The organism is Arthrobacter sp. THG-b23 (assembly GCF_059091265.1).
In genome coordinates, this window is the sequence record NZ_JBNHGM010000005.1 from 122,449 (window position 1) to 149,067 (window position 26,619).

General features: G+C 68.9%; 17 protein-coding genes. 4 read left to right on the top strand and 13 right to left on the bottom strand.

From position 1 onward, the window contains the following. Positions 1 to 75 precede the first annotated feature (75 nt). The 12 genes from AC5RVD_RS11125 to AC5RVD_RS11180 all read right to left on the bottom strand — a co-directional run bounded on the left by AC5RVD_RS11125 (position 76) and on the right by AC5RVD_RS11180 (position 20,333). Positions 76 to 777, bottom strand: a complete 702-nt coding sequence (locus AC5RVD_RS11125) for a hypothetical protein (protein ID WP_493988059.1) — start codon at positions 775 to 777, stop codon at positions 76 to 78. Positions 778 to 865: 88 nt separating this feature from the next. Beyond that, on the bottom strand, positions 866 to 2,443 hold the full coding sequence (locus tag AC5RVD_RS11130) for a serine/threonine-protein kinase (RefSeq protein WP_494126939.1): 1,578 nt from the start codon (positions 2,441 to 2,443) through the stop codon (positions 866 to 868). Further along, positions 2,440 to 4,077, bottom strand: a complete 1,638-nt coding sequence (locus tag AC5RVD_RS11135) for an FHA domain-containing protein (protein ID WP_494126940.1) — start codon at positions 4,075 to 4,077, stop codon at positions 2,440 to 2,442. Before AC5RVD_RS11135 ends, AC5RVD_RS11130 begins: the two co-directional genes overlap by 4 nt. An 8-nt stretch (positions 4,078 to 4,085) precedes the next feature. Continuing rightward, positions 4,086 to 4,922, bottom strand: coding sequence for a PP2C family protein-serine/threonine phosphatase (locus AC5RVD_RS11140; protein WP_494122873.1), 837 nt, complete (start codon positions 4,920 to 4,922; stop codon positions 4,086 to 4,088). Beyond that, positions 4,919 to 6,118, bottom strand: a complete 1,200-nt coding sequence (locus AC5RVD_RS11145; RefSeq protein WP_494111457.1) for an RDD family protein — start codon at positions 6,116 to 6,118, stop codon at positions 4,919 to 4,921. The genes AC5RVD_RS11140 and AC5RVD_RS11145 overlap by 4 nt, the downstream gene beginning before the upstream one ends. Next, the gene (locus tag AC5RVD_RS11150; protein ID WP_494126941.1) at positions 6,103 to 8,631 is read right to left on the bottom strand and encodes a transglutaminase TgpA family protein; all 2,529 of its coding nucleotides are present in this window, start codon (positions 8,629 to 8,631) and stop codon (positions 6,103 to 6,105) included. Before AC5RVD_RS11150 ends, AC5RVD_RS11145 begins: the two co-directional genes overlap by 16 nt. Continuing rightward, on the bottom strand, positions 8,628 to 9,980 hold the full coding sequence (locus AC5RVD_RS11155) for a DUF58 domain-containing protein (protein WP_494126942.1): 1,353 nt from the start codon (positions 9,978 to 9,980) through the stop codon (positions 8,628 to 8,630). Before AC5RVD_RS11155 ends, AC5RVD_RS11150 begins: the two co-directional genes overlap by 4 nt. A 39-nt stretch (positions 9,981 to 10,019) precedes the next feature. Next, positions 10,020 to 10,991: an AAA family ATPase gene (locus AC5RVD_RS11160; protein ID WP_494126943.1), complete on the bottom strand. Its 972-nt coding sequence runs from the start codon at positions 10,989 to 10,991 to the stop codon at positions 10,020 to 10,022. 114 nt (positions 10,992 to 11,105) lie between these two features. Beyond that, positions 11,106 to 17,276 (bottom strand): Ig-like domain-containing protein, encoded by a 6,171-nt coding sequence (locus AC5RVD_RS11165; RefSeq protein ID WP_494126944.1) that lies wholly within the window; start codon positions 17,274 to 17,276, stop codon positions 11,106 to 11,108. A 231-nt stretch (positions 17,277 to 17,507) separates the two neighbouring features. Continuing rightward, on the bottom strand, positions 17,508 to 18,830 hold the full coding sequence (locus AC5RVD_RS11170) for an adenylate/guanylate cyclase domain-containing protein (protein WP_494126945.1): 1,323 nt from the start codon (positions 18,828 to 18,830) through the stop codon (positions 17,508 to 17,510). Between the two features lie 18 nt (positions 18,831 to 18,848). Beyond that, positions 18,849 to 19,409: a PH domain-containing protein gene (locus AC5RVD_RS11175; RefSeq protein ID WP_494126946.1), complete on the bottom strand. Its 561-nt coding sequence runs from the start codon at positions 19,407 to 19,409 to the stop codon at positions 18,849 to 18,851. A 36-nt stretch (positions 19,410 to 19,445) separates the two neighbouring features. After that, the gene (locus tag AC5RVD_RS11180) at positions 19,446 to 20,333 is read right to left on the bottom strand and encodes a biotin--[acetyl-CoA-carboxylase] ligase (RefSeq protein ID WP_494111463.1); all 888 of its coding nucleotides are present in this window, start codon (positions 20,331 to 20,333) and stop codon (positions 19,446 to 19,448) included. A gap of 237 nt (positions 20,334 to 20,570) precedes the next feature. On the opposite strand from AC5RVD_RS11180, the gene AC5RVD_RS11185 reads away from it, so the two are divergent. Both AC5RVD_RS11185 and AC5RVD_RS11190 read left to right on the top strand, forming a co-directional pair. After that, a complete protein-coding gene (locus AC5RVD_RS11185; protein WP_493988047.1) occupies positions 20,571 to 22,166 on the top strand; it encodes an acyl-CoA carboxylase subunit beta in 1,596 nt (531 codons plus the stop codon). Continuing rightward, a complete protein-coding gene (locus AC5RVD_RS11190; protein WP_494126947.1) occupies positions 22,163 to 22,435 on the top strand; it encodes an acyl-CoA carboxylase epsilon subunit in 273 nt (90 codons plus the stop codon). Before AC5RVD_RS11185 ends, AC5RVD_RS11190 begins: the two co-directional genes overlap by 4 nt. A 35-nt stretch (positions 22,436 to 22,470) precedes the next feature. On the opposite strand, the gene AC5RVD_RS11195 is transcribed toward AC5RVD_RS11190, so the two are convergent. Next, positions 22,471 to 23,730 carry a serpin family protein gene (locus tag AC5RVD_RS11195; RefSeq protein ID WP_494126948.1) on the bottom strand — a complete coding sequence of 420 codons (1,260 nt, stop codon included), beginning with the start codon at positions 23,728 to 23,730 and terminating at the stop codon, positions 22,471 to 22,473. Between the two features lie 168 nt (positions 23,731 to 23,898). On the opposite strand from AC5RVD_RS11195, the gene AC5RVD_RS11200 reads away from it, so the two are divergent. After that, a complete protein-coding gene (locus AC5RVD_RS11200; RefSeq protein WP_494126949.1) occupies positions 23,899 to 25,629 on the top strand; it encodes a DUF885 domain-containing protein in 1,731 nt (576 codons plus the stop codon). A 272-nt stretch (positions 25,630 to 25,901) separates the two neighbouring features. Then, on the top strand, positions 25,902 to 26,558 hold the full coding sequence (locus AC5RVD_RS11205; protein WP_494111467.1) for a Maf family protein: 657 nt from the start codon (positions 25,902 to 25,904) through the stop codon (positions 26,556 to 26,558). The last annotated feature ends 61 nt before the right edge of the window (positions 26,559 to 26,619 follow it).

Consider the following 26,619-nt stretch of genomic DNA (forward strand, 5'->3'; position numbering starts at 1 on the left):
CGGTTCAGGCGACGATGGCGGAGCCCGCAAGTCCCCGCTGGACCGGCGGCCGCTCAGTCTTCCGCGTCCGGCCGTTCAGTCTTCCGCGTCCGGCCGTTCGTCAAGCAGCGGCAGGTCGGCCGCGGTGACCAGGTGCGAGGTCACCGCGTGTTCGACCAGCCGCGCGCGCCGGTTGGTGGCAAGCTTTCCGCCGCCGCCGCGCAGTCCGGCGACGCCCACGCGGTCCAGTTTGTCGCAGACGTTGTCCAGCTTGCGGTTGAACTTGGTCAGGGGCCAGCCCAGCCTGGCCGCCGCCTGCGAGGACGACGGGATCGAGCTGAGGCCGGTCCCGTCGCGCTTGAGCATCGGTTCAGCCAGGGCCAGGATCAGGGCCTTCTGCGACGCGGTGAACACCACCGGGCCGATGGTGGTTTCGCCCACCGCATCCGTGTCCCGGTGTTCCTGGCGGAACGACGGCGTCTTCACATGGACCGACAGCTCATAGGTCGTGGGGCCGGCCGTGAAAACGATGTTCGTCTGGCTGAAGACCATCGGGATCCGCGCTCCCGGCGCCAGCCACGCCTGCATGCCCCCGGTCGAATCGGCAATGGTCGCGGAAATGAGGGAGCCAACGTTGGCCAGCCACCAGATGCCGTCATAGTGGGCGATCTGCAGGAACCTGCGGTGCAGGTAGGGATTGTCGTCGATCTCCAGGTCGCCTTCGCGCCCAATGGTGAACACGTCGTTGTTCGTGGCTTCATACCATTCGCCGCAGAACTCAATGCTCACATCCGCCACCGCTATCCCCCTTGTCTGCACTGACCGCGTGGGCAGTGCGTGATTCAACGTTTCAAAACTACCCGCAAAAGCCGCGCAGGCCGGGCAGCTACTTGTCCGCGCAGCCGCGGACCGGATCCGAGGCCCGGCCATTGGCCCGCACCACCACCACTTCAATGCAGGTCCGGTCATTCTGCGCCAGGGGCATGGTTGCCTCGGGTTCACCGGTGCGCTCGGCCTCGCCCCGGCCCAACGCGGTCACGGGCGTCCAGATATACAGGTCGCCGTCCCGGGGGTCCGGATTGGTCCAACTGAAGACTGCCTCGCCGCCCTGCACCCGGCCGGCCAGGTCCTCCGGCGGCACCACGTTGCCGGACAGGCCTTCCAACGCGTTTGCCGGCGGCCGGCTGACGGGGGTTTCGGGCACTGCAGCCTCGGAGGCAGGGCGGTTTAGCACGACGACGGCACCGGCGAGCACCGCTGCCGCGGCGGCGGCCCCGGCCACCCAGGCCCAGGGGCGGCGCCGCGCCTCGCCGTCGGGGTCCGTCGCTTGGTCCTGTTCCGAGTCCCGCAGCACTGTGGCGCCGTCCGGGTCCAGCTCCAGGCGCCACCCGTGGGGGCCGCCGGGCAGCCACGGCCCGGCTGCGGTGCCTGCTGCCGGCTGCGCCGGCCCGGCGGGCTGCCTCCCGGTGCGTTCGGGGAAGGCGAAGCCGGGTGCCGTCGGTGCCGTGCCGGCGGACGGGTCGATGGAGACAATCCCGCGGACACGCGTCGCCTCGCCGTCGTCGCCGCCGTCTGCCTGAGCCGACCGCGCTTCCTCCAGCACCTCGAACGGGGTCACCGAGAGGTTCAATTCCGTCTGGACCCGCTGCAGGGCCAGCGCGAAGGCATAGGCCGATGTGAACCTCGAGCCCGGCGACTTGGCCATCGCCGTAGCCAGGGCCAGTTCCAGGGATGGGGGCACGTCGGCACGGCGCAGCGGCGGCAGCGGCGCATGCGCAATGCGGTCCATCAGGTCCCGCTGGGAGTTGTTCCCGCCGGGCTGGATGAACGGGGACCGCCCGGCCAGCAGCGTGTAGACGGTGGCACCCAGGGACCAGATGTCGCTGCGCGTGCCGTTGCCCGCAGCACCCTGGAATGCTTCCGGCGGCGACCAGGGGATGGACATGCCGGTGTCGCCGTCCCCGCCGTCAGCGCCGGAGGAGGAGATGCCGAAGTCGGTCAGGGCCGGCCGGTTGTAGTCGGTGACCAGGATGTTGGCTGGTTTGATGTCGCGGTGCGCGATTCCCGCCCGGTGCGCGGTTTCCACGGCCGAGGCCACCTGGATTCCGAGGGCCAGCACCTCGTCCACCGCCAGCGGCCCGTTGCGGTACCGCACGTCCAGACTGGGACGCGAGCAGTACTCCATGGCCAGGTAGGAATGTCCGTCGGCGGTGAGATTGGCCTCGTAGATCGTGACGATGAACGGATGCGTGGACAGCTGCGCCATAAGGTTCGCTTCGGATTCGAAGCGGCGGCGGGCGTCCTCGGTCTTCAGGCCGGACAGCAGTACCTTGACCGCAACCCGGCGCTTGGGTCGATCCTGTTCGTAAAGATAGACATCGGAGAAACCGCCAGAGCCGAGCAGCCTGACGTAGCGGTAGCCATCGATGGCGGGCGGCGGTGCGGGCGGGCGCTTCATGCTCACGGCAGGTCCTCAAAGCGCAGGGAGATGCCGTCGCCCAGGTCCGCGATGTCGCCGTCCAGCAGCATGACCGACTCGCCGTGGCCCAGCCGCCGGGGCGCCTGCTGGCCGCGCAAGAGCAAGGTCCCGTTGGTGGAGTCCAAGTCGGCAAGGATGACGTGCCAGCCTTCCAGCCGGACTTCCACGTGTGAGCGCGAAATATCCCCGCTGGCGCTGTGCACCGGAACCAGCCGCGGCATCACACTGCCCTGGACCCGGTTCGCGGAGGGCTGCCGTCCAACGATCACGGGCCTGTCCAGTTCCACGACTTCCCCGGTGGACAACCGCAGGTGCCCCAGCGCCGGCCGCTGCACCTCCTGGGCCTCGTCGCCCAGCTGCCCGCCGCATGCAGAGCACGCTGAACTGGTCGGTGGATTGGCGTGGCCGTGACCGCACAAACGGGCCAGCACCATGGGCGCGGTGCTCGGCACGGACGACGGCGCCGCGGCGGCAGCGGCGGGTGCTGCGGGTGCGGCGGGTGCTGCCGGGACCTCGGGCAGGTCGCTGCGCATCAGCGTCTGCCCGTCGTGGTCGCCGTCGGCGTGGTCCCCCGGGACGAACCCGGCAGGCGGGCCGGCAGCGGCAGGGCTGCGGTCGGTCGGATCGGCCGGCTGGGAATCCCTGGCCGCTTCCGCGGCGGCGGCGCGGGCGGACGCAGACGGCGTCAGCCAGGGGACGGCGTCGATCAGGTCCACCGGCTGGCCGGGCTGCCCGGCGGTCCGGCCCGCCGCCGCGGGACGGGCTGCGACGGCGACTCCCGGCTGGGCATCGCCGGCGGCGGCATGGGGCGGCGGTGCCTGCAGGTTGGCCCGCTGCGCGGCGGCGTGGACAACCGTCTGGTCCAGGCCATCATCTGCCGCCCCGGTGTCCTGCACCGCTTGGGCGCCGGCGGCTTGCCCGGCGTCCGGCACCGGTTCGGCGCCCTGCACCATTTCATCGGCGGCAGCGGCGGCGTCGGACTCATCTTCCGGCATGTAAAGACTGGTCATTTCCAGGCTTTCGGACCATCCGGCCTCCGCCCCGCCGGACTCCGGCCCTGCCGCTTCGGTCCGCGCCGCCTGAGCCGGTACCGGTGCAGGCGCAGGTGCCGAAACGCCGGCAGCCGGGCCAGTCCCTGTCGAATCCGTTGGGCTCCCCGGTCGTGGCTCCCGTCCGGCGGCAACTGCCGCGCACATGCGAAGGGCACCCAACTGTACCGCGCCGGCGCGCAGCGGCAGCCATGGGTCCGGCTGGCCTGCCGGGTGGGATCCGCCGGCCCCGGCCGCAATAACCACGCGGTCGGCCGCCAGCCGTCCTTCGGTCCAGCTGGAGACACCGCGTCCGCTCAGTTCCTGCCCGTCCGGATCCGCGGATGCCACCACGTCGCCGCGGAGCACCGCGTGGATGCCGCCGGCGCAGGAGATGATGCCGAACTGCGGCATGGCCGACAGGTTGGCGCCGTAGCCGGAGACGACGGTTCCCAGCAGCGCTTCGAGCGTGGCGCCGGACTCCAGCGCCTGCCACAACTGCTGCACCATATCATCGGGGGCGCCCGATTCGAGGAGTACCGCTGTGTCGCCGTTGACCAACCCAAGCCAAGGCCCGGGGCTGTACGCCATGCCCGCCATCAGTCATCCCCCACGGCGGTTGCCTGTTCGGGAGCTTCCAGCCGGGGCAGCGTCGTCGTCTCCTCCTGCCGCGGCGCGGTCGAGGCGTCCTCGGCCTGGCCCGCGGGACCGGCGGCATCAACGACAACCACGGTGATGTTGTCCCGTCCGCCGGAGCGCAGCGCGGCCTGGATCAGCGCATCGACCGCGTCCTGGGGATGGGACAGGGAGGTGAGGATGCTGTAGATGTGGTCGTCGCTGACCTCCGAGGTCAGCCCGTCGGAGCAGATCATGATCCGGTCCCCCGGTTCCACGGGCACCATCCAAAAATCCGGCTGGTTGTCTTCGCCGGTGCCCAGCGCCCGGGTGATGACGTGCCGGCGCGGATGCACCAGGGCCTCCTGGGCGGTGATTTGTCCCGCCTCGAGCAGTTCCTGCACCTCGGAGTGGTCGACACTGACCTGTACGAGTTTGCCGTGGTTGAGCCGGTAGGTGCGGGAATCGCCGACGTTGAACACGAGCCAGTAGGGCACGCCGCGTTCGGAGACCAGCGCGGCCCCGGACACCGTCGTGCCCGCCCGCGATGCCGCCGCCACCCTGATCCGTGCGTCGGCCCGGGCGATCAGCTGTTCCAGCTCGTGCGCGCCGAGTTCGTGGCTGGCCACGTAGTCCCGCATCGTCTCCACGCAAATGCGGCTGGCCACTTCGCCGGCCTCGTGTCCGCCCATGCCGTCGGCCACCGCGAACAGCGTACCGTCGGCCAGGTACGCGTCCTCGTTCAGCTGCCGCCGCAACCCGCGGTCGGACCCGGCGCCGACGTTGAGCCGGATGGGCTCCGCTCCCGACGCCGTGCTCATGCGCGTCCGATGGTAAAGCCGCGGTCGCCGAACTCGACGGTCGCTCCGGGTTGGGCAGCCACCGCTTCCCCGGGGGCCAGCTGGCGCCGGATGCCGTCGCCGCCGGTCACCGCGGTCCCGTTGGTGGAGTTGCGGTCGGTCACCCAGACGGTGCCGCCGTCGACCCGCAGCAGCAGGTGGGTCTTGGATACGGAGCGTCCCATGTCTGCGAAATCGATCAGTTGGTCGATCTCCTCGCCGGCGCCTGCGGCCGGGTTGCGCCCGATCAGGGCCGTCGTTTCAAGTACCACGTTGCGCCCGTCGTCGAAGGTGATGGTGAGGGGGCCGGCAGGCGGGGCCGCCGTGCGGACCCGGGTCGCGGCGAATTCTTCGTCCGGGTGGTTGTCCCGGCCCACCTCCGCAGTCTGGCCCGCCGCTGCCGGGACGTACGACGGCGGTGCCTCCGGGGTGCCCTGGCTGACGGCCGCCGGCGCAGGCGGCGCGGCGGAGACGGCGCCGGCTGCCGGGACGGTGGGCTCCGGCGCTACCGGTGCGGGGCCGAATCCCGGGATCGCGGAGATGACGGCGGAAGGCTGCGGAGCAGGCTCAGCGACGGGCCGGTGCGGGTCTTGTCCTTCCGATGCCGCGCCGGCAAAGCCGACCTGGGCGTCGGTACCGTCCGGCGCAAACGCCGCCGGCCCGTACAGTCCGCCGGTGGTCAGCGGATCGCGCCCCTGTGCCACGTCGAGCACCAGGGTCTTGGCCACCTTGTCGTGCCAGCCCTGGCGCTTGTGGTTGCGGTCCCAGACGTTGGAGACCACCACCACGACCGCGCCCACGGCCAACACCAGCGAGCCGACGGCGATGATCAGCCCGCGGAGGAAAATGGCTCCCCAGCCGGCCGCATGTCCGTCCTCGTTCGCCGTACGCAGGCCCAGCAGCAGGTTGCCGGGAGTCTTGCCGCTGGTCGCTTCCCAGCCCCAGAGCCAGATGGTGTAGGCCAGCGACAGCAGAGATGCCAGCCCGATCCACAGGAACATGCCGCCCAGCGCTTCCGCGGCAGCGGAGGCGCTGCCGGAGGCCGCGGCCTCCATCACGGCCGGGACGCTGGCAGCATAGGCGGCCAGCATCAGCACGGCCGGCGGAATCTTGTCGATCAGCCACGCCCCCAGCCGTTTGCCGACCGGGGCGCTGACCAGATTCAGTCTTGCTGCCACGTGCTGCTCCCGCCCTGTTCCGGCCGTCCGGCCTGTGAGTCTACTGTACGGATTCTAGTGGCGGCCGTTGTCCGCCGCTGCGCCAGCCGCCGCTTGGCGTCCGCAACCAGCGAGCGGGGTGTGAACTTGGCCCGCTGCCGCTGCCAGAAACCCAGCGAGTCCTTCATTTTGGCCAGCGAGTCGTCCACCTTGTCCCAGTACTGCTGCACCTGGACCTCCGTCGGCTCGGCTGCCCCGAAGATGGCCGCGTCGGCGCGGTGTGCCAGCAGCGTGGTGCCGTGCGCCGTGGTCGGGAACTGCCCCGCCAGCATGGCGGCATGTTCGCGCCTGGTGGCGTTCGCGGGGGCTCGCGCTCCCATATCGGTGGCCAGCGACATCACCTCGCGCCAGCCGCCGCCCACGCGGTGGCTCGGCAGGCCTTCGCTGGCCCGCCGCCTGCGCCGGCGCAGCTTCAGCCAGGCGATCAGCAACAGCGGCAGCAGCAATACAGCCAGCGGGACGGCCGCCATGCCCACGGCCGCGAAGAGCCAGCCCCACAGTTCCCAGAACGACTTCTCCTGCTGCTCGGCGTCCTGCGGCTCCGGGGCGGTGTCCGGCGGCAGCTCGGCCGGTTCCTGCGGCGGAGGCGGCGGCTGCAGGACCTGCGGCTTGGGCGTCGACTTCGGTTCCTGCTGCGGTGGAGTCGGCTCGTTGTCCTCGTCCGGAGTCGGATCAAAGGCGACCCAGCCGGCATGTTCGAATGCCACCTCCACCCAGGCGTGCACGTCTTCGCCCTTGATCTGAACTGCTTCCCCGGCGGAATGGCCTTCCTTCGGATCTGGGTAGAACCCCATCACCACCCGGGCCGGGATGCCCAGGTGCCGGGCCATCAACGCCATCGCCACCGCGTATTGCTCGTCGTCGCCAATCATCTGCTCTGCATCGAGGAGCTGGATCATCCGCCCCGCGTGGTGGCCGGACAGGCTGCGCGCTTCGTCTTCCTTGCCGTTGCTGAAGAAGCCGTTCTCGTGCAGGTTCCGTTCCAGTTGGCGCACCTGTTCGATCGGCACCGTCGCTTCACCCACAAACTCGTTCGCCTTGGCCGCGACGATGTCCGGCACCCTGGCCGGTTTCGGCAGGCGGACGGAGGCGAAGTCATACTGTGCCAGCTGGGCGTCCTCCAGCCGGCCGGGGAACGTGGTCTCCACCGAGTAGCTGTCTCCGGCTACCAGGTACCGCGTGGTCAGCGCTGTCTTCGAGTCGTCGTTGTAGAACAGCGAGCCGCCCAGCTCCGTCGCCCGCTCCCCCTCGAACGCCATGCCGTCGATGTGCCCGCCCGCGGGAAGCCAGACGCCGCTGTAGTCCCCGATCCGGATGTCGAGCCGCGCGGTGCCGCCGGACGCCGGACCGAGCGAGCCGGCGTCGCCCACGGGTTTGAAATTGCCCCCGCTTTCGGGGTTGACGTTGTAGACCGTGCCATCGAAGGTATCCAGCGCCGCCAATCGCACCCGCTGGCCCTCGGGCAGCCCCGCAACGGTGAAGAGCGTCTCCTCGGCCTGGTCCTTCACGTAGCTCCGGAAATCCATCAGCGGGCTCGGATAGTCGTAGAGATTGACCGGGGGAACGACGACGTCGCGCAGCACCTCGCGATCGCCGCGCGCCGTGAGTGCCGGGCCGGCCAGCGCCGTGAGCGCCACCGCTGACGCCAGCATTCCGGCGCCCAGGCCGAGCCTGCGCCGCAGCCCGGCCCGGTGTGCGGCGGGGTCGGCCAGTGCCGGGGTAGCCACGCCGGCAGCGGCATCCCCCCGGGCCAGGTGGCGGTGCCAGGCCAGCCAGGCGGCGGACACCGCCACCAGCAGCACGCCCCGCAGCACCGGCAGCGCCGGGACATCGGTGCCGAACGCGATGCCCAGCAGAAAGAACCCCAGTACCGGCAGCAGCGGCCAGTACGGCCCGCGGACACGCCACGCCAACGTGCCGGCCAGCAGGGCGGCGGCCAGGGCGCCCAGGAACGGCACCACCAGCATTCCGCCGGAGATCCCTACCGGCGGGGCGACCGTGAGGATGTCCTTCCACGCGAACACAAAGCCGGTCAGCACGGTGCGCAGCGAGTCCAGCGACGGCAGGACGCCCCCGATGGCTTCGGTGGGCGCGGCGAAGGTGCTGCCGAGCAGCAGGTAGGCCCCCATCCCGGCGGTGGCCGTGGACAACAGACCCATCATCCGGTAGCGGGCGCCGACCAGCGAGAGCAGGAGCCCGACGGCGATGCCGCCGAAACCGGCGGTCAGGTAGCGGCCGTTGCCGCCGAAAACGTGGTGGAATCCGGCCAGCCCCAGTCCCAGCAGCACCACCAGGACAGCCGCATCGAGTGCCACCTGTCGTGCGGGCCGCGGCAGCCAGGCCGCCAGTCCACCCGCAGCCGGCACGCGCCGCTTCCGCGGGGCGGTAGGGCCGGCGTCGTTCTTTGCTTCGGCGGCACGGCGGCGGACCCGGCCGGGTTGTTGCTCCGGAAGCGGAGCTTTTGCGCTGCTCATGCAGCGGCCTTCCGCAACACGATGGCCAGGTCGTCCAGGCTGGACAGTGACAGCACGGACAGGTCGCCGATGGTCGCCCGGGCGACTTGGAGACCGCCGCCGCAGCGGATGGCGAAGGCACGGATGCCGGCCGGCACGGCCGATGATGCCTGGCGCAGCTGAGTGGCCGATACGTGATCGCCGACGATCAGGAACATGACGGAGGCATTCGGCACCGCGTCGGCGGTACTGCGGGCCAGTTCCACCGCGCTGGAGCGCTGCGGCTTGCCTTCGATCCGGGTCATTTCATCCAGCAGGATGCGGCCGGTTTCGCTGCGCAGCGGGCCCCGCTGGGTCAGGACGCTCAGGTTGCGCTGCTCGCGGAGGGCCTGCAGCCCAATCGATGCGCCCACGGAGACAGCCAGTTCGAAGTCTTCCTCCGAGCCGTACTCCTCCGTGTTCGTGGAGACCGCGACGGCGAGATGCGCGCGGCGGGTCTCCTCGAACTGGCGCACCATCAGCGAGTTGGTGCGCGCCGTGGTCTTCCAGTGGATGTAGCGGCGGTCGTCGCCGGGGACGTAATCGCGCAACGCGTGGAAGGAGACGTCGGCGCTGGCCAGTTCCTTGGTGGGCAGTCCCTCAAGGTCGCGGATGAAGCCGGCGGCCGAGCTGCCCAGCGCAGTGGTGCGGGGATGGACGAACAGGTCGGTCGGTTCCGTCCACATCATCTGCCGGCGCAGCAGGCCCAGTGGATCCTGACGCACCGAACGGACCGGCCCCACCACGATGACGGCGCGGCGCTGCGTGGGGATGGTGAACAGGTCCTCGTGCACTTCGCCGGCCTTCATGCGGGGCAGCTGGAACACGGCCGTGGCCGCCCCGACCGGCAGTTCCAGCGCGGCCGGCAGCAGAGGTTTGTCCGCGGTGTTCGTCACCGCTACGCTCCCCACGGCCTGGTCACCGACGGCGACCCGGGTGCGTGCCAGGTCCAGTTCCACGCCGTACGAGGAACGGCCCAACACAAAACCTATGGCCAGCGCCAGCAGGAACAGTCCCGTCAGCGCCGCGATCTTGGCTTCCTGCCAGCCAAAGGCGGCCCCGGGCACCAACAGCAGGACCGTGCCGCCGGCCACCACCCAGCCAAGCGGGCTCACGGTGTCCAGCACAGGCCGCAGGTAGCGCTCCGCGGCACCCCGTACCCGCCGCCAGCCCGGCCACACGTACTGCCCGGCCAGCGAACCAGCCTGGGCGGCCAGCGACGCCGGATGCAGCTTGCTGCCTTTGTCCGGAGCCACCCGCCGAATCGTTTCACTGAGGCCGCCGAGCCGGTTCGTTTGCTCCGTGGCCTGCTTCGTCGTGGTCTCGGTCATTCAGCCGCTTTCGGCCGGAAGAGTTCCTTCGGCACGGCGCTAGACCGTCACCCGCTGCTGGGGCGCCGGCACGTCGGCCAGCACGCGCGACATCACGGCCTCCGGGGTAGCACCGGCGAACTCCGCCTCGGGGTCCATCACGAACCGGTGGTTCCAGACCACGGGAGCCAGTTCCTTGATGTCGTCCGGCAACACGAAGTTGCGGCCCTGGGATGCGGCCCAGACCTTGGCCGCACGGACCATGGCCAAGGCGCCGCGTACGCTCACGCCGAGGCGCGACTCGGCCGCGTTGCGGGTTTCCTCGCACAGGGCCGAGACGTATTCCAGCACCGACAGGTCCACGTGGTTGGTGGCCCCGAGGTCCGCCATGTCCCTGACGGCCTGCGGAGTGATGATCGGCGTCAGGGCGGCCGACCGGTCGCGCGTGCTGGCTCCGCCCAGCAGTTCCACCGTCGACGCGCGGTCCGGGTAGCCGATCGACGTCTTGATCAGGAAGCGGTCCAGCTGGGCTTCCGGGAGGCGGTACGTACCGGCCTGCTCGATCGGGTTCTGCGTGGCGATCACCATGAAGGGGCGCCCGGCGTCATAGGTCACGCCGTCGACCGTCACCCGCCCTTCCTCCATGACTTCCAGCAGCGCCGACTGCGTCTTCGGCGAGGCACGGTTGATCTCGTCCGCCAGCACCACGGTGGCGAAGATCGGGCCCTTGTGGAACTCGAACTTTTGCGTCTTCTGGTCGTAGATCGTGATGCCGGTGACGTCCGAGGGCAGCAGGTCCGGCGTGAATTGGATGCGCGAGTTCGAGCCCTGCACGGTGGCCGCCAGCGACCGGGCCAGCATGGTCTTGCCGGTTCCCGGGGCGTCCTCCAGCAGCACGTGGCCCTCGGCCAACATGGCCGTGAGCACCAACCGCACCACCTTGTTCTTACCAAGCACCGCTTGGCCGACGTTGGCGGCCAGCTTCCCGAACGTCTCGGCGAACCACTCGGCCTGCTCGGAAGTCATCGTCATGCTGTTCCCGGTCTCTCTTTTTGTTGCATCAGTGTCAAAAGCCTTTGTTAGTTTAGGAACCGACAGCCGTGGTCCCGAATCCCGACCTGCTGTCGTTCCACGACGGCGCTCCGATCAGCACTTGTCATCATCTGTGTTCATGCCCGAAGGCAGCCGGCTTCCGAGGTGCCCGGCGACGCCTGACTCCCGCACGTGGATGCCCTTGACCACCAATCCGTTGTTATGGGTATACGACGGGTTGGAATACGACTGCCGGTACCAGTAGCCATCGGACGATGTGATGTAGCACGCGACGGTGATGGTGGTGTGCTTTCGCTCGAGATTAGCCCAGTGGTCACCGGCACATTCCCCGTTGCTGAAGTTGGCGCCGAGACTCCCGATGTACTCCATGCAGGTACGCCACCCAGACTGTAACTTTGTTTCGTTGCCGCCGACGATAACATCCCAGCTCGTTTTCGGCGGAGGCGGCGGCGGTGGAGCGTCGCCGGAGCTTGCCGCAGCCGACGCTATCGCACCGGCCGTGCCGCGGGAATTGATCGACTGCGCGTCGAACGTCACCCGCTTGTTGTACGCGCGGGTGTCGACTGTCTCGCTTCCGGAGTTGGCCACGTTCCGCCAAGCGCCCCCATCGATCCGGATCCGGATCTGGGCAACGTCGTGGCTGTTCGCCGCCGGTGCGCTCCAGTTGAACGTCACGGACTGCTGTTCCCTGGCGCCGTCCTGTCCGGAGACACTGGGCTTCCCGGGAGCTCCATACGGAGTCGCGTTGTTGGACGCGGCGCTCGGCGCACTGGAGTAGCTCGCGCCGTCGCTGTCGGCCACGGAGGTGATGCGCACATTGACGGCCTTGCCGTTGGTGAAGCCTCCCACCTGCTGCCCGTTCGTGATGGCCATGGTCCGGCCGTCGCTGAAGGTCGCCCGGTAGCTGACTTCGCCGGACTGGGCGCCGTTGCGCTGCGCGGCGGTCAGTTCGTTGAAGGACACCGTGACCGCGCGTCCCGCCCCGCCGGTCTGCGCCTCGCTCAGCGAGGCGCCGGTCGGGGCATCGGGTGCGCCGACCGCCCGCCGCGCGTTCGACTGCGGGCTGGCCTCGCCCGACCCGGCCTTGTTCCGGGCCGTGACGGTGTATGTATAGGCGATCTCCGAGTTCGGTGCCGTCACCGTCTGCGACGTCGCATTCACCGCCGGGAAGGTCCGGGTCAGCCCTCCGCCCTGGTATTCGCGCACGGTGTAGTCGAGAATCTCGCCGCCGTTGTTGGCCGGCGCGGCCCAGCTCACCTTCAGCTGGCTCTGGTCCCCCACGGACTTCACCCGTTCGGTGGCAGGAGCGGTGGGAGCAGCCGGCGGACCGGCCGGCACCTCTGCGGCGGAGTAGGCGCTGAAGTCGCTCGGTTCCGGGGCGCGGTTGTGCGCCTGCACCCGGACCTCATACGCCTGGCCGTTTTCCAGCCCCTCCCACTTGTAGCTGGTGCCGGTCAGGCCGTTCTTCTGCAGCTGGCCGCTCGGCGGGGCCGGCGAAATCTCCAGGGTGTAGCTCTCGATGGCCGAGCCTTCGTTGGCCGGTGCGGTCCAGCTGACGTCCAGTGACTTGTCGCCGAACTTCAACTGCGGAGCGGCCGGGGTCGCCGGCCGGACATCCGGCCGGGCCACCGCCGACTCAGCCGACGGATCGGACGTGCCCACGGCGTTCTCCGCCGTCACGGTGAAGGTGTATTCGACGTCGTTCTGCAAGCCGGTCAGGGTACAGGTAGTGGTCGCGCACTGCTGGCTGAATCCCCCGCCTACTGCGTTCACGGTGTAGCCGGTGATCGGCGCGCCGTTGTCGCCGGGCGCCGTCCAGGACAGCACCACGGTCTGGTTGCGGACCGAGTCCACCAGCGGCGTGCCGGGCGTCTCCGGCCGGCCCTTGACGACGAGCGAAACGTTCGCCGTAGCCTGCCGGCTCCCCTCGCGGGTCTTGTCCTCCACCGTGTATGCGACGGTCATGGTGCCGGAGAAGTCCGCGCCGGGCGTCACGATGATCCGCTCCCCGTCGATCTCCGCGGTGCCCCCGTTGCCGGCCACGGCGCTGACGATCGTCAGCGGTGTTTCCGGGAACGGGTTCACGTCGTTGGCGAGCACGTCAACCGGCAGCGCTTCGCCCTGCACGGCGTCCGGCACCTCGTCGTCGTTGGCGACCGGCAGTGGGCGGGTGGAGGCGGTCGCCCGCACACTCACCCGGCTGGTCACCTTATCGGAGCGGCCGTCGGTAACGGAGAAGTTGACCACGCCGGTGGCGCCGGTCTGGAGCGCGGCAGCCGCCGCCACACGCAGCACGCTGCCCTCCAGGCTGACGTCGAATCCTTCCGGCGTCCCGCCTTCGACGGCGAACTGCAGCTTCTCCAGGTCCTCCGGGTTCGGGTCGCTGGCCAGCGGGCGCAGGTCATAGCTGACGGCGTCTTCGCCCTTGGCCACGTCGAGCGTTCCGGTGGTCAGTTCGGGCGGGAAGTTCCGGTCGGCGGCCGGGATCACCTTGGTCATGATGGTGAGCGTGGACTTGAGCCCCTCGGGGTCGTCGGGGCCCGACCCGTCGGTCACCTCGAACGTGATGGAGCCGCGGCCGGCGTAGTCGCGGTCCGCCTTGTAGCTGAGCGTGCTCGCGTCGGCCATCCATTCGTCGTCGCTGGTGCCGATCGCGCGGATGTTCTCCGCCACGGTGATCCGCGGGGTGCGGCCGGGCCGGACTTCCACCAGTTCGGTCAGGTCCAGCTGCAGTTCGTCGCCGGCCGTCACGTCCAGCGGGGTGTTGTCGCGCAGCACCGGATACTGCTCGCCCAGCGGCGGAACCCAGATGACCGCGGTGGCCTGCAGCCCGTCCACGTCCCGGACGGTGTAGGGAATCAGCTGGACCGCGTCGGTCAGCTCCACGTTGACCTGGCCGTCGGCGACCGCCCGGGCGGTCGGATAGTCACCGTCGACCAGGACGTCCAGCTCCTTGGCCACGCCGTCCGGGTCCTCGTCGTTCTCCAGCACCGGCACGTCGACGGCGGTGCGCCCCTTGATGTCGGCCGATTCCACCCGATCATCACGGGCCAGCGGCGCCTGCAGCGGGGCGTCCCCGCTCACCTGGACCGTCACGGTCCCGACGGCGGAGCCGCCGCGGTCGTCGCCCACGGTGTACCGGGCGTTGACCGTGCCTTCCTCGGCCGGAGTCGTCAGATAGACGCGCCCGTCTTCGGCCTTGGCCGCAATCGACTCGGGCGTTCCGACGATTTTGTCGGGGTCCAGCAGGAGCGCGTCGCCGTCCGGATCCGAATCGTTCTTGAGCACGTCGACCGCCACCGTCCGGCCCGGCCGGATCTCGATCCCGTCGTCGATCGCCACCGGGTTCTGGTTGCTCTCCGGCGCGGGGGCAATGCCCACCCGGACCGTGGCCGTATTGACGGCGCCCAGCCGGTCCCTGACCTGGTAGGTGAAAGTGTCGGTTCCCGCGCCCTGCGCCGATGCCGTGTAGTCGATGTAGTTGGGCCCGGCGACGGCCGCGCCTTGGGTGGGGGCCTTGTCGATGCCCGTCAGGTATACCGAGTCGCCGTCGGGATCGATCCCGTTCAGCGGGATGGGAATACGAACCGTCAACCCCGCGATGGCGCGGGCCTCCTGGTTCCTGGGGGCGGGCTGGGAGTTGGACTCGTCGTCGCGCGGGAGGATGTTGATCCTCAGCTGGGCCGAATCCCTCTGTCCTGTCGTGTCAGTCACCTCGTAGACCGCATAGACCGTCTTGGCCTGCTGCCCGGCGATGAAGCGCACGGTGTTCTCGGCCGTGAAGATGCGGCCGTCGGCAGGGTCCGGGGTCTCGGCGAGCTCATCCACCAGCTCCAGCGTGTCGCCGTTCGGATGAGTGTCATTCGCCAGCACCTCCACCGTCACGACGTCGCCGACCCGCACGGTGGCCGTATCGGCCTCGGCCTGCGGCGGCAGCAGCTTGTCCTGGCCGGCCACGGAGATCACGCTGACCTCGCCCGTGGCAGAGGCGAAGCCGTTCGACACGGTGTATCGGATGGTGGTCTGCTGGTGCAGCCCCTTCACGTCGGAGAGGCGCAGGATGTTGTGGTCCAGCACCTCGACGGCGACGGGCGCACCGTCCGCGTCCACCGAGGTAACGACCAGGACCCCGCCGGCGGGGTCGGTGTCATTGGCCAGCACATCCACCAGCACCTGCCCGTTCTCCGGCAGCAGCGCAACGTCCCGCACGGCCACCGGCGCGCCGCCGCCGTCGTCTTCGGTGGCATCGATGCGGATCAGGCCGGTGGTGCTGGAGGGCCCATTGGTGACGAGGTAGGTGAAGTAGTGGGCGCCGGCGGCATCGGCCGTGAACTTGACCGTGCCCGCGTCGTAGTCGGGCACGATCGAAGTGTTCGGCGCGGAGCCGGTCTTGGCCAGCCGGAGTTCCCCGCCGTTCGGGTCCTGATCGTTTTTCAGCGGCGCGATCTGAATTTCCTGGCCCACGGTCGCGGAAAAATGGTCGGCGTTGGCCAGCGGCGGCAGCGCGCCGGGCGGGCGGACGTCGAACACCACCACGTCCTCGGTGGTTTCGGAACCATCGGACACCCGCACCGTGACGTCCTTTTTGCCGAACGTCTTCCCGACGTCCTGGAAGGTCAGCAGCCCGTCGGGCCGGGTCCGCACGAGGTCGCCGTCGGCGGTGTTGTCGGCGCGGACCAGGAACAGGTCGTCCCCGTCCGGGTCGATCCAGTCACTGAGGATGTTCTGGCTGATTTCGCGGCCCTGTTCCACCAGGATGGTGGTCTTCCGCTTCGTTTCCGGCGGCAAGTTGCTGCCCTCGGCGCGCACGTCAATCGCCACCCGCGCCGTGTCCGTACCGCCCCGGCCGTCGTCGACCTCGTAGTTGAAGGTGTGCCGGCCGGGTGCCGCATCCCCGTTGACCACGATCTGCAGTCCGGTGCTGTCATAGATGCCCTGCACCTCGCCGATGCCCGGGCCGTCGCCGGTCAGGCGGGCGGTGAGCACGTCGCCGTCGGGATCGGAGTCGTTATCCAGGATGGTCAGCGTGGTGGTGCGGCCGGCACGGACGCCGAAGGTGTCGTCCTGGGCGACCGGCGGCTGGTTTTCCTCGGTGCGGTCGGGCAGCGTGTTGACCGGGTTCTCGTCCGCCGAGTCTTCTTCGTCTTCTTCGTTCTCCTGCTCCGGCGGGATCAGGTCGCTCCAGTTGTCCACCAACTGCATGTTTTCGAGCACCAGCCACACGTTTCCGGCGTTCACATCATTGAGGACCACAATGTCCCGGTTCACCCGGAAGACGAGCGACGCGTTCGACCCGATGCCCTGGATCGGCTGCGCGAGATCATCGGCGTCGTCGCCGCAGTCCCGCAGGTAGTGGTTGACGCCGGCCCAGGCCGCGTGCAGGCAACCCGCGAGCTGGACCGGCGCGGCCGGTGTTCCGGTGCCTTCCAGCGGGACGACGTCCGCGTCAGATCCATTCAGCGGCTGCTTGATCAAGGCCGACTCGGTCGCCAGCGCCACGAACGGGCTCTTGTCTCCGCTGAGCTGCAGCGCCCCGCCGCGGGCGTCCGGCACGGTGACCTCGCGGCCGCCGGGGAGAACCAGCAGGCCCGAGTCGGCGTCGAAGACCACCGCCTCCTCCCCCACGGCGGCTATCTGGAGATCCCCGGCTTCTGCCAGCGACTCCACCCGGTGCCCGCCGGTGCGTTCGGCCACGCCTTCATCGTTGACTTCGAAGCGGGCCACCTCGCCGGCATCCGGATCGGCGACGAAGATGGTGTCCTGCTTCGATACCGTGGCCACGCTGCCCTTGGCATCGGTGAGCAGCGGCTCGGCCGTTTCCTCGTTGAACGACCCCAGCTCGTCCGCCGGGCTGATCCAAACCTGGCCCTTGACGGTGTCGGTGATGGACAGCAGCGTGTTGCCAAAGGCCACGTCGGCGGTGCCGGGCAACTGCTGCTCCGACCCTCGCTCCATCTGCGCCACGTCCACCGGGCTGAGCATCGACTGGTCCTGGTTCTCCATGAACACCGTGCCGGCGTTCTGCATGACGTCGAAGCCGTCGCTGTTGGCCCTGAAGCCGCCGTCGAGCACCTGGGACTGGTAGTTGAGGTGGCCGACCATCCCCTGGCTGTTGTTGGTGACCCACACCCCGCCGTCGTTCAGGTCCACGTCAGCGGTGGGGAAACCCTGGTAGTAGATGGCACCACCGACCACCAGCGCCGTCGCCACAGAGAAGGTAGTCGTCGATGCCAGCGTCTTGCGCCGCCGCGTCCGCCCGAACATTCTTCCCCGCAATGCCCTGATTCCTTTGTGATCCCGCGCCGATTCCCCGTCGACGCCCCGCGGAATTCCGCGACGACACGCCGGCAAGGCACCCAAAGACGGCCCTTGGTGCACCAAGGGCCCTTACCGACTATTGCACGTATAACCACCGAGCGTAAACCCGAGGGCATGGGGAGCGCTCCCCTGCCGGGCGAAGTCTCGGGAACGACGACGGCGCCGCTCGCTCCGAACCTAGTCGACGACCAGCCCTTGGCCGGTGCCGTGGGCAACGGTGACCGGGTTGACCTCGCCGAATCCGCGGACGGTGCGCACCTTCTGCGGGATCAACACGAACCTCTCATCCCCGGCCAGCGTGGACGCGGTGGACGCGTCGACCAGCACGGTGCCGGGCTCCGCGAGCGTGGTCAACCGGGCGGCGAGATTGACCGTGGGGCCGTAGATGTCACCGAGCCGGGAAAGGACCCGGCCCCAGACCATGGCCACCCGCGCCGACGGCAGCAGGTCGTCGTCACCGATGGCCTTCGCCAACGCCAGGGAGATTTCAGCCCCGGCCTGCGGCGAGGACGCGATGTAGAGGACTTCATCGCCGATCGTCTTCACCAAGCGCCCGCCGCCCACGGAGATAATCTCGGCACAACGGTTTTCGAACCGCTGGACCAGTTGGGCGAGGGTCTTCTCGTTCATCTGGCGGGACAGGCTCGTATAGGAAACCAGGTCGGCGAAACCCACGGCCCGCAGCAGGGGCAGCGAATCGACGTCGCCACCAGCGCCGGCGCCGGCGCCCAGGGCGGACTCGGCCCGCACGGTCAGGCGGGCGACCCCGGCGTTGAGCTGTCGGCGGTAGGAGTAGAGCAACAGCTTTTCCAGGGAATCGATCAGGTTCGGCAGCTCATGGACCAGCCGCTGGCGGGCCTGGGCATCGGTGAGCCCCCGCTGGTGCACCATTTCCTCCACCAATGCCTCCACCTGCCAGACCACCATGCGGTCCGTCATCTGGCCGACCGACCGGGTGATCGAAATGGCCGCTTCTTCGGTCAGCCGCTCCTCGCGGACCAGATCGATGATGGTGGTCAAGGCATCCAGGTCGGCCTGGGTGAAGGCGAGGTCCTCGTCCCCGAGGTTGGCGAACCCCAAGGCCCGCCAGATCTTGCGGGCCGACAAGAGCGAGACTCCTGCACCGGCGGCCACTTCACGGCGCTTCATGGTCCGTTCGGAGCCCAGCAACCGGATCTCGAGATCCTTGATCGCTTGCCGGTCCACTTTCCCGTTGGACTCGGCGGCGGGTGCTGATTGGGCGGGCAACGGCACGCGCGGCATGGACAAGGTCAGCGGCTCGGGCTCCCCGGCCGGGTGGCCTCCGGTGGCCCGCAGCCCTTCCGGTGCCGGCTCGGCCTCCAGCACAGGTTCCGGATCCTCCGGGCGGGTTTCCTCCAGCTCTTCGTCCGGTTCGTCCGCGGCCGGCGGCGGGACTTCGCGGCGCAGCAGGTGGGGCAGCTCGGGATCACGCGGGACCGGTGCCCGGCGCGGTTCATCCTGTCCGCTGCTGATGTCCATCCTGTGCTTTCCTCCCTGTCAGCTGTCCCAGCTGTTCCACTCGGTTTCCGTTTCCATGTCTACACCATCAAACATGGCGGTGCGTGGCAGCTCCTCAATGGCCTCCACCACCAACGATCTGAACCGGTGGACCTCCGGTACGTCAACCAGCCTGCTGGTGCGTCCGTGCCCCAGGTCGATCGTGAGATTGCCGCTGCGCAGTGTGCGCTGGATGATGGACTGTTCGCTGTGGACTTCGGCAATTGCCACCAGCAGCAGCTGGCGTTCATGCCGCCGCCCGACGCCCTGGCGGATGATCAGCCGCCTGCTGGTCAGCAGATACCGCGTACTCATCCAGCGCAGCAGCGGTAACAGGAACAGCCGTGACAGCAGCGCCGCCACCGTCACCGCCAGTCCGGCGAGCAGCAACGGGCGCCACTCGACCACCCAGTCCGGCGGGCTGGGGCGGCTGAGGTTGCCCACCACGTAGGAGCCAACGCCAACCACAAGCAGTGCTGCCACCACCGGCCAGGAAAGCTTCCGGGCCTGCGGCCGTGTCGCCACGATCACGCGCTCCCCCGGATCCAGTTTCAACCGCAACGCGGCTCCCGGCCGCAGCAGGGCGTATGGAGCAACTCAGGAACCTTCGTGCGGGCGGAGGTGCACGACGTCGCCGGCTGTCACGACGTGCTCCGTGCCCTCCGCATCCCGGATTTTCACGGCGCCGTAAGCGTCCAGGCCGAAGGCCTCGCCGATGATCTGCTTCCCGTCCGGAAGCTCGGCGCGCACCTGCTGTCCCAGCGTGACCATGACGTCGCGCATGCGCCCGATCAGGCTGGATCCGTCGTCCCATTCGGCCGCGGGGTCGCCGCTGACATCGCAGAACTGCCGGTAGCGCTGAGAGAACACCCGCAGATAGGACATCAGCAGGATATTCCGGTCGGTCGTCCGGCCCTTTTCCAGCGCGACGCTGGTGGCCGTGGGAACGGGCAGCTCATCCCTGGAGAGGGTCACGTTGAGGCCGGTGCCGAGAACGACGGCGGGGGGCGAGCCGTCGGGGTAGCTGACGATTTGGGCCAGGATGCCGGCGATCTTTCGTCCGGAGACCAAGACGTCGTTGGGCCATTTGACCTCGGCCTTGAGCTGCGCGTACTCGCCGAGCGCCTCTGCCAGCGCGGCGGCGGCCAGCAGTGAGAACCAGGAGTAGCTCTGGGTCGGCACGGGCCGGCCGGCGTGGTTGAAGGGGCGCAGCAGGATGCTCACGATCACTGACGAGCGCGCCGGGGCGCTCCATTGCCGTTCCAGCCGGCCGCGGCCTGCGGTTTGCACCTCTGCGGCCAGGACGCTCAGGTCCGACCAGCCCACCTTGTCGGCGACCGCCTTGGCCGCCAGGTCGGTATTGGTGGAGCCCGTGGATTCCACCAGTTCGAGCCTCCGGTACGGGCCCAAGGGTGCGCAGAGGGCGTCGCTGAGGCCGTCGAAATCCAGGGCCGGTCGGTCAACGTCGGAGAAACTCGGGCTCATGTATCCCATCCTACTGACCGCGGGCCGCCGAGGGGCTGCCGCCGGACCGCCGTCGTCGGCCTCGATCGGGCAAAAGCAGTTGCGGCGAAATTGTAGGGTTCCTACAGCGGGCGCGACGCCGATGCTCACTAGACTTGGTTCAGCGGCGTGCCTGTGCCCTGCTGTTTTGTGCGAAACCTACTTAAACAGCCTGCAGAGCGCCGGCATCCGACACCCTCGGCAGAATCCGGAGAATCCATGAGCCTCGATCAAGACCTTGATCTGCAGACCACTGCAGGCAAGATTGCGGACTTCCGCCGCCGCCAGGCGCAGTCCATGCAGCCTTCCGGCGCCGAGGCGATCGAGAAGCAGCATGCCCGCGGCAAGAACACCGCTCGGGAACGGATCGAAATGCTGGTGGACGAAGGCTCCTTCGTCGAGTTCGACGCCTTTGCCACGCACCGGTCGACGGCCTTTGGGATGGAGAAAAAGAAGCCGCTCGGCGACGGCGTCGTCTCCGGTTACGGCACCGTCGACGGGCGCCTGGTGGCGCTGTACAGCCAGGACTTCTCCGTCTACGGCGGCTCGCTGTCCCAAGTCAACGGCGAGAAAATCGTGAAGGTGCAGGAATTCGCCCTGCGCAACGGATGCCCCGTTATCGGGATTAACGACGGCGGCGGGGCGCGCATCCAGGAGGGTGTGGCATCGCTGGCGATGTTCGCTGACATCTTCCGCAACAACGTCGCCGCCTCCGGCGTGGTGCCCCAGATCTCGCTGATCATGGGTCCGTGCGCCGGAGGTGCCGCCTACTCCCCCGCCCTGACGGACTTCGTGGTGATGGTCGACAAGACCAGCCACATGTTCATCACCGGACCGGATGTCATCAAGACGGTCACCGGCGAAGAAGTGGACATGGAGACGCTGGGCGGAGCGCGCCAGCACAACGCCACGACGGGCACCGCGACCTATCTGGCCGCCGATGAGTCGGACGCTGTCGAATTTGTCCGCGAGCTGCTTGAGTTCCTCCCCTCGAACAACCTGGCCGAGGCTCCTCCGCTGGACTTCGAGGAGGAACTCGAAATCACCGCCGACGACCTGGCCCTGGACGAACTGATTCCGGATTCGGCCAACCAGCCGTATGACATGCGGACCGTGATCGAGCATGTGGTCGACGACGGCAATTTCCTGGAAATGCAGTCGCTGTATGCGCCGAACGTGATCATCGGTTACGGCCGCGTCGAGGGGCATACCGTCGGCGTCGTCGCCAACCAGCCCATGCAGTTCGCCGGCACCCTGGACATCAACGCCTCCGAAAAGGCCGCCCGCTTCGTCCGTCACTGCGACGCCTTCAACATCCCCATCCTCACCCTGGTGGACGTGCCCGGCTTCCTGCCGGGCAAGGACCAGGAGTTCAACGGCATCATCCGCCGCGGAGCCAAACTGCTCTATGCGTACGCCGAGGCCACGGTGCCGAAGTTGACGGTCATCACGCGCAAGGCCTACGGCGGTGCCTACATCGTGATGGGCTCCAAGAAGCTCGGTGCCGACCTGAACCTAGCCTGGCCCACGGCCCAGATCGGCGTGATGGGCGCCCAGGGCGCGGTCAACATCCTGTACCGCCGCGATCTGGCGGCCGTGGCTGCCGAAGGCGGCGACGTCGAGGCCCGCCGGCAGGAGATCATTTCACAGTACGAGGAAGAGCTGCTCAACCCGTACCAAGCTGCCGAGCTCGGTTACGTCGACGCCGTGATCGCACCGTCCGATACCCGCCTCCAAGTGGTCCGCGGCCTGCGGGCGCTGCGCGACAAGCGGGCGACCATGCCGCACAAGAAACACGGGAACATTCCGCTATGAGCCGTTGGTCAGACATGAACACAGCACAGTCTTCGGACACGGCCGCGGTGCGGCGCGACGATGCCGCCGTGCGGCCGCAACCGCTGCTCACCGTGGCCAAGGGAAATCCGAACGCCGAAGAGCTGGCCGCCCTGACCGCCGTCGTCGCCGCCCTGCAGTCCGGCGGGTCGGCGGGTTCGCCCAAGAGCGGGTCCGTGCGAAACCGCCGGCCGCTGCTGCGGCCGTTCGTCTCGCACGGACCCGGCGCCTGGCGGCACACCTTCCGGTAGCCGGCTCCGGGGTCCGGGTACCACTTTCCGGGCGCTCAGCGCGGGTCCAAGACCGTGCCGAGGAACAGCGGGAGTCCCGTCGGCAGGTGGACGATCTGGTACAGGAACGGCCGGTCGAACGAAAGCTCGACGTCGGGCCGCGGTGGCAGCGAACCGGCCAGCACGTCAAGCTCCGTCACCGCCGCTGCGACCGTCCCCTTTTCCCCGACGGCGATGTTGGCTTGCTGGGCCGCGCCGGTCACCGAGGCGTCCTGCTGAATGGCCTCCAAATCGGGATTCGGCCCGAAGGTCTCGGCGAGTCCGAGTCCGCGCAGGATCGGCAGCAGGTCCTGGTGGTGGGTGTGGTTCCAGGTGGGCAGCTGCAGAAGGACCATGGCGTCGGCGGCGCTGTCCATGACCGTAGCCACGTCCCCCAAGCCTTCCTCGTCCAGGACCGGCGCGCCGCCGTCGGGCAGGACAAGGCGCATCACGAATCCGTCGCTGTACGGCAGGTCGATGCCCTGCCAGCCGTTCCCGCGCCCGTACGCCGCCTGCACGAGATTGCCCATCATGGGTACTTTGACCGTCCCGCCCGAAGCCGTCGTGAAGGCGCCGTCCTCCGTTGCCGACGGGTCGAACGGCTGTTCCCAGGCAGCCGCGAAATAGACGGCGTTGAGGAGGGTCAGCGTGTTCCCCGGGTCGAAGGTGCCGGGGGCCTCGGTGATGCGGCCGCCGGTGTGGTGGTCCACCCACGCATCCATGGCCTGTTTGGTCGCTGGATCGGAATAGTCCACCGGATACACGCCGGAGCCGTAGTGCCGGGCCAGGGTGTGGAGGTAGTCCTCGCCGGTGGGCGTCCCCTCGTCCACGAAGATGCCGTTCGCCAGGTGCAGCAGCGGCCGGACCGGCGGCTCCTCCTCGTCGACCGAGCCGGGATCGCCGTCGAAACCTTCCCACCCCGCCAACAGCCCGTTCATGGCGCCGTCAAGATTTCCGTCCGGCAGCCCCAAAACGGCATCCATCTCGCGGGCCGTAGTACTGCCGGCGCCCGCGCGGAGCATGGCAACGGCGTAGAGCAGGCTCACCGGGCTGGTGACCTGGTTTTTCTCCGGCGCCGCAGCGAGCATGGCTGCTCCCAGCTTGTAGGCCGATCGCCGCAGCGCGTCGACCTCGGCGGGGTAATCCCCCGCTGCCGCGTCCACCCGGGCCACACCGTCCGCGGTCAGCAGTTCCGGAGGCGCCGCACAGCCGCCGAGCACCATGGCGGGCGCCACCCCCAAAGCCGCCAGCGCCGCCGTCGTCCTCTTCCGCACCATGCTCTCCTCACCGTTGATCCCCCAACCTAAGGCGAGGCAGGCCCTGAGGGCCAGAGGCAGCACACTACAATTCCGTGACAATCGTCGCGTGCCTGATCGGCCTCAGGCGCCGGACAGCAGCCGCGCACGGCGGCGTGGCCGGGGCCAGCGGGTTGGTAGGCTCTCCCTGTGACTGAGCAGACATCTGAACTGACCAAGACCCCGGATACCGGGCGCACTCCGTCCGCCATCGATGCCGTCGCAGACGCCTACACGGCGGCCCTGCTGGAGTTGAACCCTTCGCTGGCAACCTCCCTTGGCATCCCCGGACACGAGACCGAGTACCCGGACTACTCCCCTGCCGGCGCCGAGGCCTTCGCCGAGGTTACCCGGGAGGCGCTGCGGCGGCTGGAGGACCTGGAACCGACCGACGACGTGGACCGCGTCACCCTCGATGCGATGCACGAGCGGCTGGGCCTTGAGCTCGAAATCCACGAGACCGGGTGGGACCTGGCGGACCTGAACAACATCGCCTCGCCGGCGCAGGACATCCGCGCCATCTTCGACCTGATGCCCACCAACACCGTCGAGGACTGGAACAACATCGCCGGCCGCATGGCGCACGTTCCGGACGCGATTGCCGGCTACGTGACGTCGCTGCGCGAGGCCAAGGACCGCGGTCTGGTCGCCGCCAAGCGGCAGGTGCGGATCGTGATCGAGCAGACCCGTGCGTACGCGGCCGAGGACGGTTTCTTCCGCGCGCTGGCCGGGCACGCTGCATTGGAAGAGGGCGAGCTGTCCCAGGACCTGCGCGACCGGCTGGGCGAAGCCGCGGGCACCGCGGCGACCGCCTACGGCCGGCTGGCCTCGTTCCTCGAGGCCGAGCTGCTCCCGGCGGCCCCGGAGAAGGACGCGGTGGGCCGGGAACGCTATGCCCTGATGTCGCGCCGTTTCCTGGGGTCTGCGGTGGATCTGGAAGCCACCTATGCCTGGGGCGTGGCGGAACTCGACCGCATCATCGCGGAGCAGGAAGCCATGGCGGAACAGATCCGGCCCGGGGCCAGCATCGAGGAAGCGATGGCGCTGCTGGATTCGGATCCCCAGCGGCAGCTGCGCGGCACCGAAGAGCTGCAGGGGTGGATGCAGGGCCTCTCGGACAAGGCCGTGGAGGAGCTGGCCGACCACTTCGACATTCCCGAACCCATGCGCCGGCTGGAGTGCATGATCGCCCCGACGCATGAGGGAGGCATCTACTACACCGGGCCCAGCGACGACTTCGCCCGGCCGGGCCGGATGTGGTGGTCGGTGCCCGAAGGCGAAGACAGCTTCACCACGTGGAAGGAAACCACCACGGTCTACCACGAGGGCGTTCCGGGCCACCACCTCCAGGTCGCGACGGCCACCTACCGCCGCGAGCTCCTGAACAACTGGCGGCGGAACATCTGCTGGGTTTCCGGCCACGGCGAAGGCTGGGCGCTGTATGCCGAACGCCTGATGGATGATTTGGGCTACCTGGCCGATCCGGGCGACCGGATGGGCATGCTCGACGCGCAGCGCATGCGGGCCGCGCGCGTGGTGTTCGACATCGGCGTCCATCTGGAGCTGGAGATCCCCGAGCGCTGGGGCTCGGGAACCTGGACCCCGGAGAAGGGCTACGAGTTCCTGCGCAAGAACATTGCCATCAGCAAGGGCCAGCTGGACTTTGAGTTCACCCGGTACCTTGGGTGGCCGGGACAGGCCCCGTCCTACAAGCTCGGCCAGAAGCTCTGGGAGGAAATCCGCGACGAGCGGCGGCGTCGGGAGGGCGATGCCTTCGACATCAAGGCTTTCCACAGCCAGGCGCTGAACATCGGCTCGGTGGGACTGGACACCCTGCGGCGCGCACTGCTGGGCGAGGACCCGGTAGCCGCCGCCAGCTGACCCGGGACCCGTCCGGCCGTGCCCGGACGGTCCGTCCGGGCACGGACGAACAGGAGGGCCGATGCATCCCCCAACGGTGCACCGGCCCTCATCTGTGCCGGGTCCCTTCGGCCCGGTCAAGGGCGTACTCTCCGGCGGGAGAAGCTCCCGCCGAAATCGTACGGTCAGGCAACCGGTCCACGGGACAACGGCGGCAATTCTTTACGCTCAGGTCACGGGCCGGAAACACCCTAAGCAGGGTTCGCTTTGCGGCGCCGGATAAGCTTGGTCGGATGACCGACCTTCGCCTGATCCTGGCCTCCGCATCCCCCGCCCGCACCAAACTCCTGACCGAAGCCGGCATCGCGCACGAGGTCCTGGTGTCGGACGTGGACGAAGAAGCAGTCACGGCCGGCTACGGCATCACCGACCCCCACGACACTGCGCTGTTGTTGGCACGGGCCAAGGCCGAGGCTGTTGCGGCGCTCCCCGCGGCCGAAGGCGCCCTGGTGCTCGGCTGCGACTCGGTGTTCGAACTCGACGGTGCGCCGTACGGCAAGCCGCATGAGCCGGACGTCGCCCGTGAACGCCTGCACCGGATGAGCGGGCGGCACGGCGTGCTGCACACCGGCCATTGGCTGGTGGACTGCCGCCCCACCGCCTTCGAGGCCGGCGCTCAGCAAACCCCCGACGCCGGATCGGGTGCCACGGTTGGCGCAGTCGCCTCCGCCGCGGTGCATTTCGCCCAGCTCACCGAGACGGAAATCGACGCCTACGTGGCCAGCGGCGAACCGCTCCACGTTGCCGGTTCGTTCACCATCGACTCGCTGGGCGGCGCCTTCATCGAACGGGTGGACGGCGACCCCCACGCCGTCGTCGGCCTTTCCGTCTCCACCCTGCGCCGGCTGCTGGCCAGCGCCAACGTGCAGATCACCGACCTCTGGAACTGACCGCTCGGACGTTTTGTAGGACCCCTACAAAGAACCGCCCCTTCACACGCAGAAAAGGGAC

Bases quoted from the DNA above. Each gene is read 5' to 3' on its own strand.
- AC5RVD_RS11135 (WP_494126940.1), bottom strand. From the start codon at position 4,077: ATGGCGTACAGCCCCGGGCCTTGGCTTGGGTTGGTCAACGGCGACACA.
- AC5RVD_RS11140 (WP_494122873.1), bottom strand. From the start codon at position 4,922: ATGAGCACGGCGTCGGGAGCGGAGCCCATCCGGCTCAACGTCGGCGCC.
- AC5RVD_RS11150 (WP_494126941.1), bottom strand. From the start codon at position 8,631: ATGAGCAGCGCAAAAGCTCCGCTTCCGGAGCAACAACCCGGCCGGGTC.
- AC5RVD_RS11155 (WP_494126942.1), bottom strand. From the start codon at position 9,980: ATGACCGAGACCACGACGAAGCAGGCCACGGAGCAAACGAACCGGCTC.
- AC5RVD_RS11160 (WP_494126943.1), bottom strand. From the start codon at position 10,991: ATGACGATGACTTCCGAGCAGGCCGAGTGGTTCGCCGAGACGTTCGGG.
- AC5RVD_RS11165 (WP_494126944.1), bottom strand. From the start codon at position 17,276: ATGTTCGGGCGGACGCGGCGGCGCAAGACGCTGGCATCGACGACTACC.
- AC5RVD_RS11170 (WP_494126945.1), bottom strand. From the start codon at position 18,830: ATGGACATCAGCAGCGGACAGGATGAACCGCGCCGGGCACCGGTCCCG.
- AC5RVD_RS11180 (WP_494111463.1), bottom strand. From the start codon at position 20,333: ATGAGCCCGAGTTTCTCCGACGTTGACCGACCGGCCCTGGATTTCGAC.
- AC5RVD_RS11185 (WP_493988047.1), top strand. From the start codon at position 20,571: ATGAGCCTCGATCAAGACCTTGATCTGCAGACCACTGCAGGCAAGATT.
- AC5RVD_RS11190 (WP_494126947.1), top strand. From the start codon at position 22,163: ATGAGCCGTTGGTCAGACATGAACACAGCACAGTCTTCGGACACGGCC.
- AC5RVD_RS11195 (WP_494126948.1), bottom strand. From the start codon at position 23,730: ATGGTGCGGAAGAGGACGACGGCGGCGCTGGCGGCTTTGGGGGTGGCG.
- AC5RVD_RS11205 (WP_494111467.1), top strand. From the start codon at position 25,902: ATGACCGACCTTCGCCTGATCCTGGCCTCCGCATCCCCCGCCCGCACC.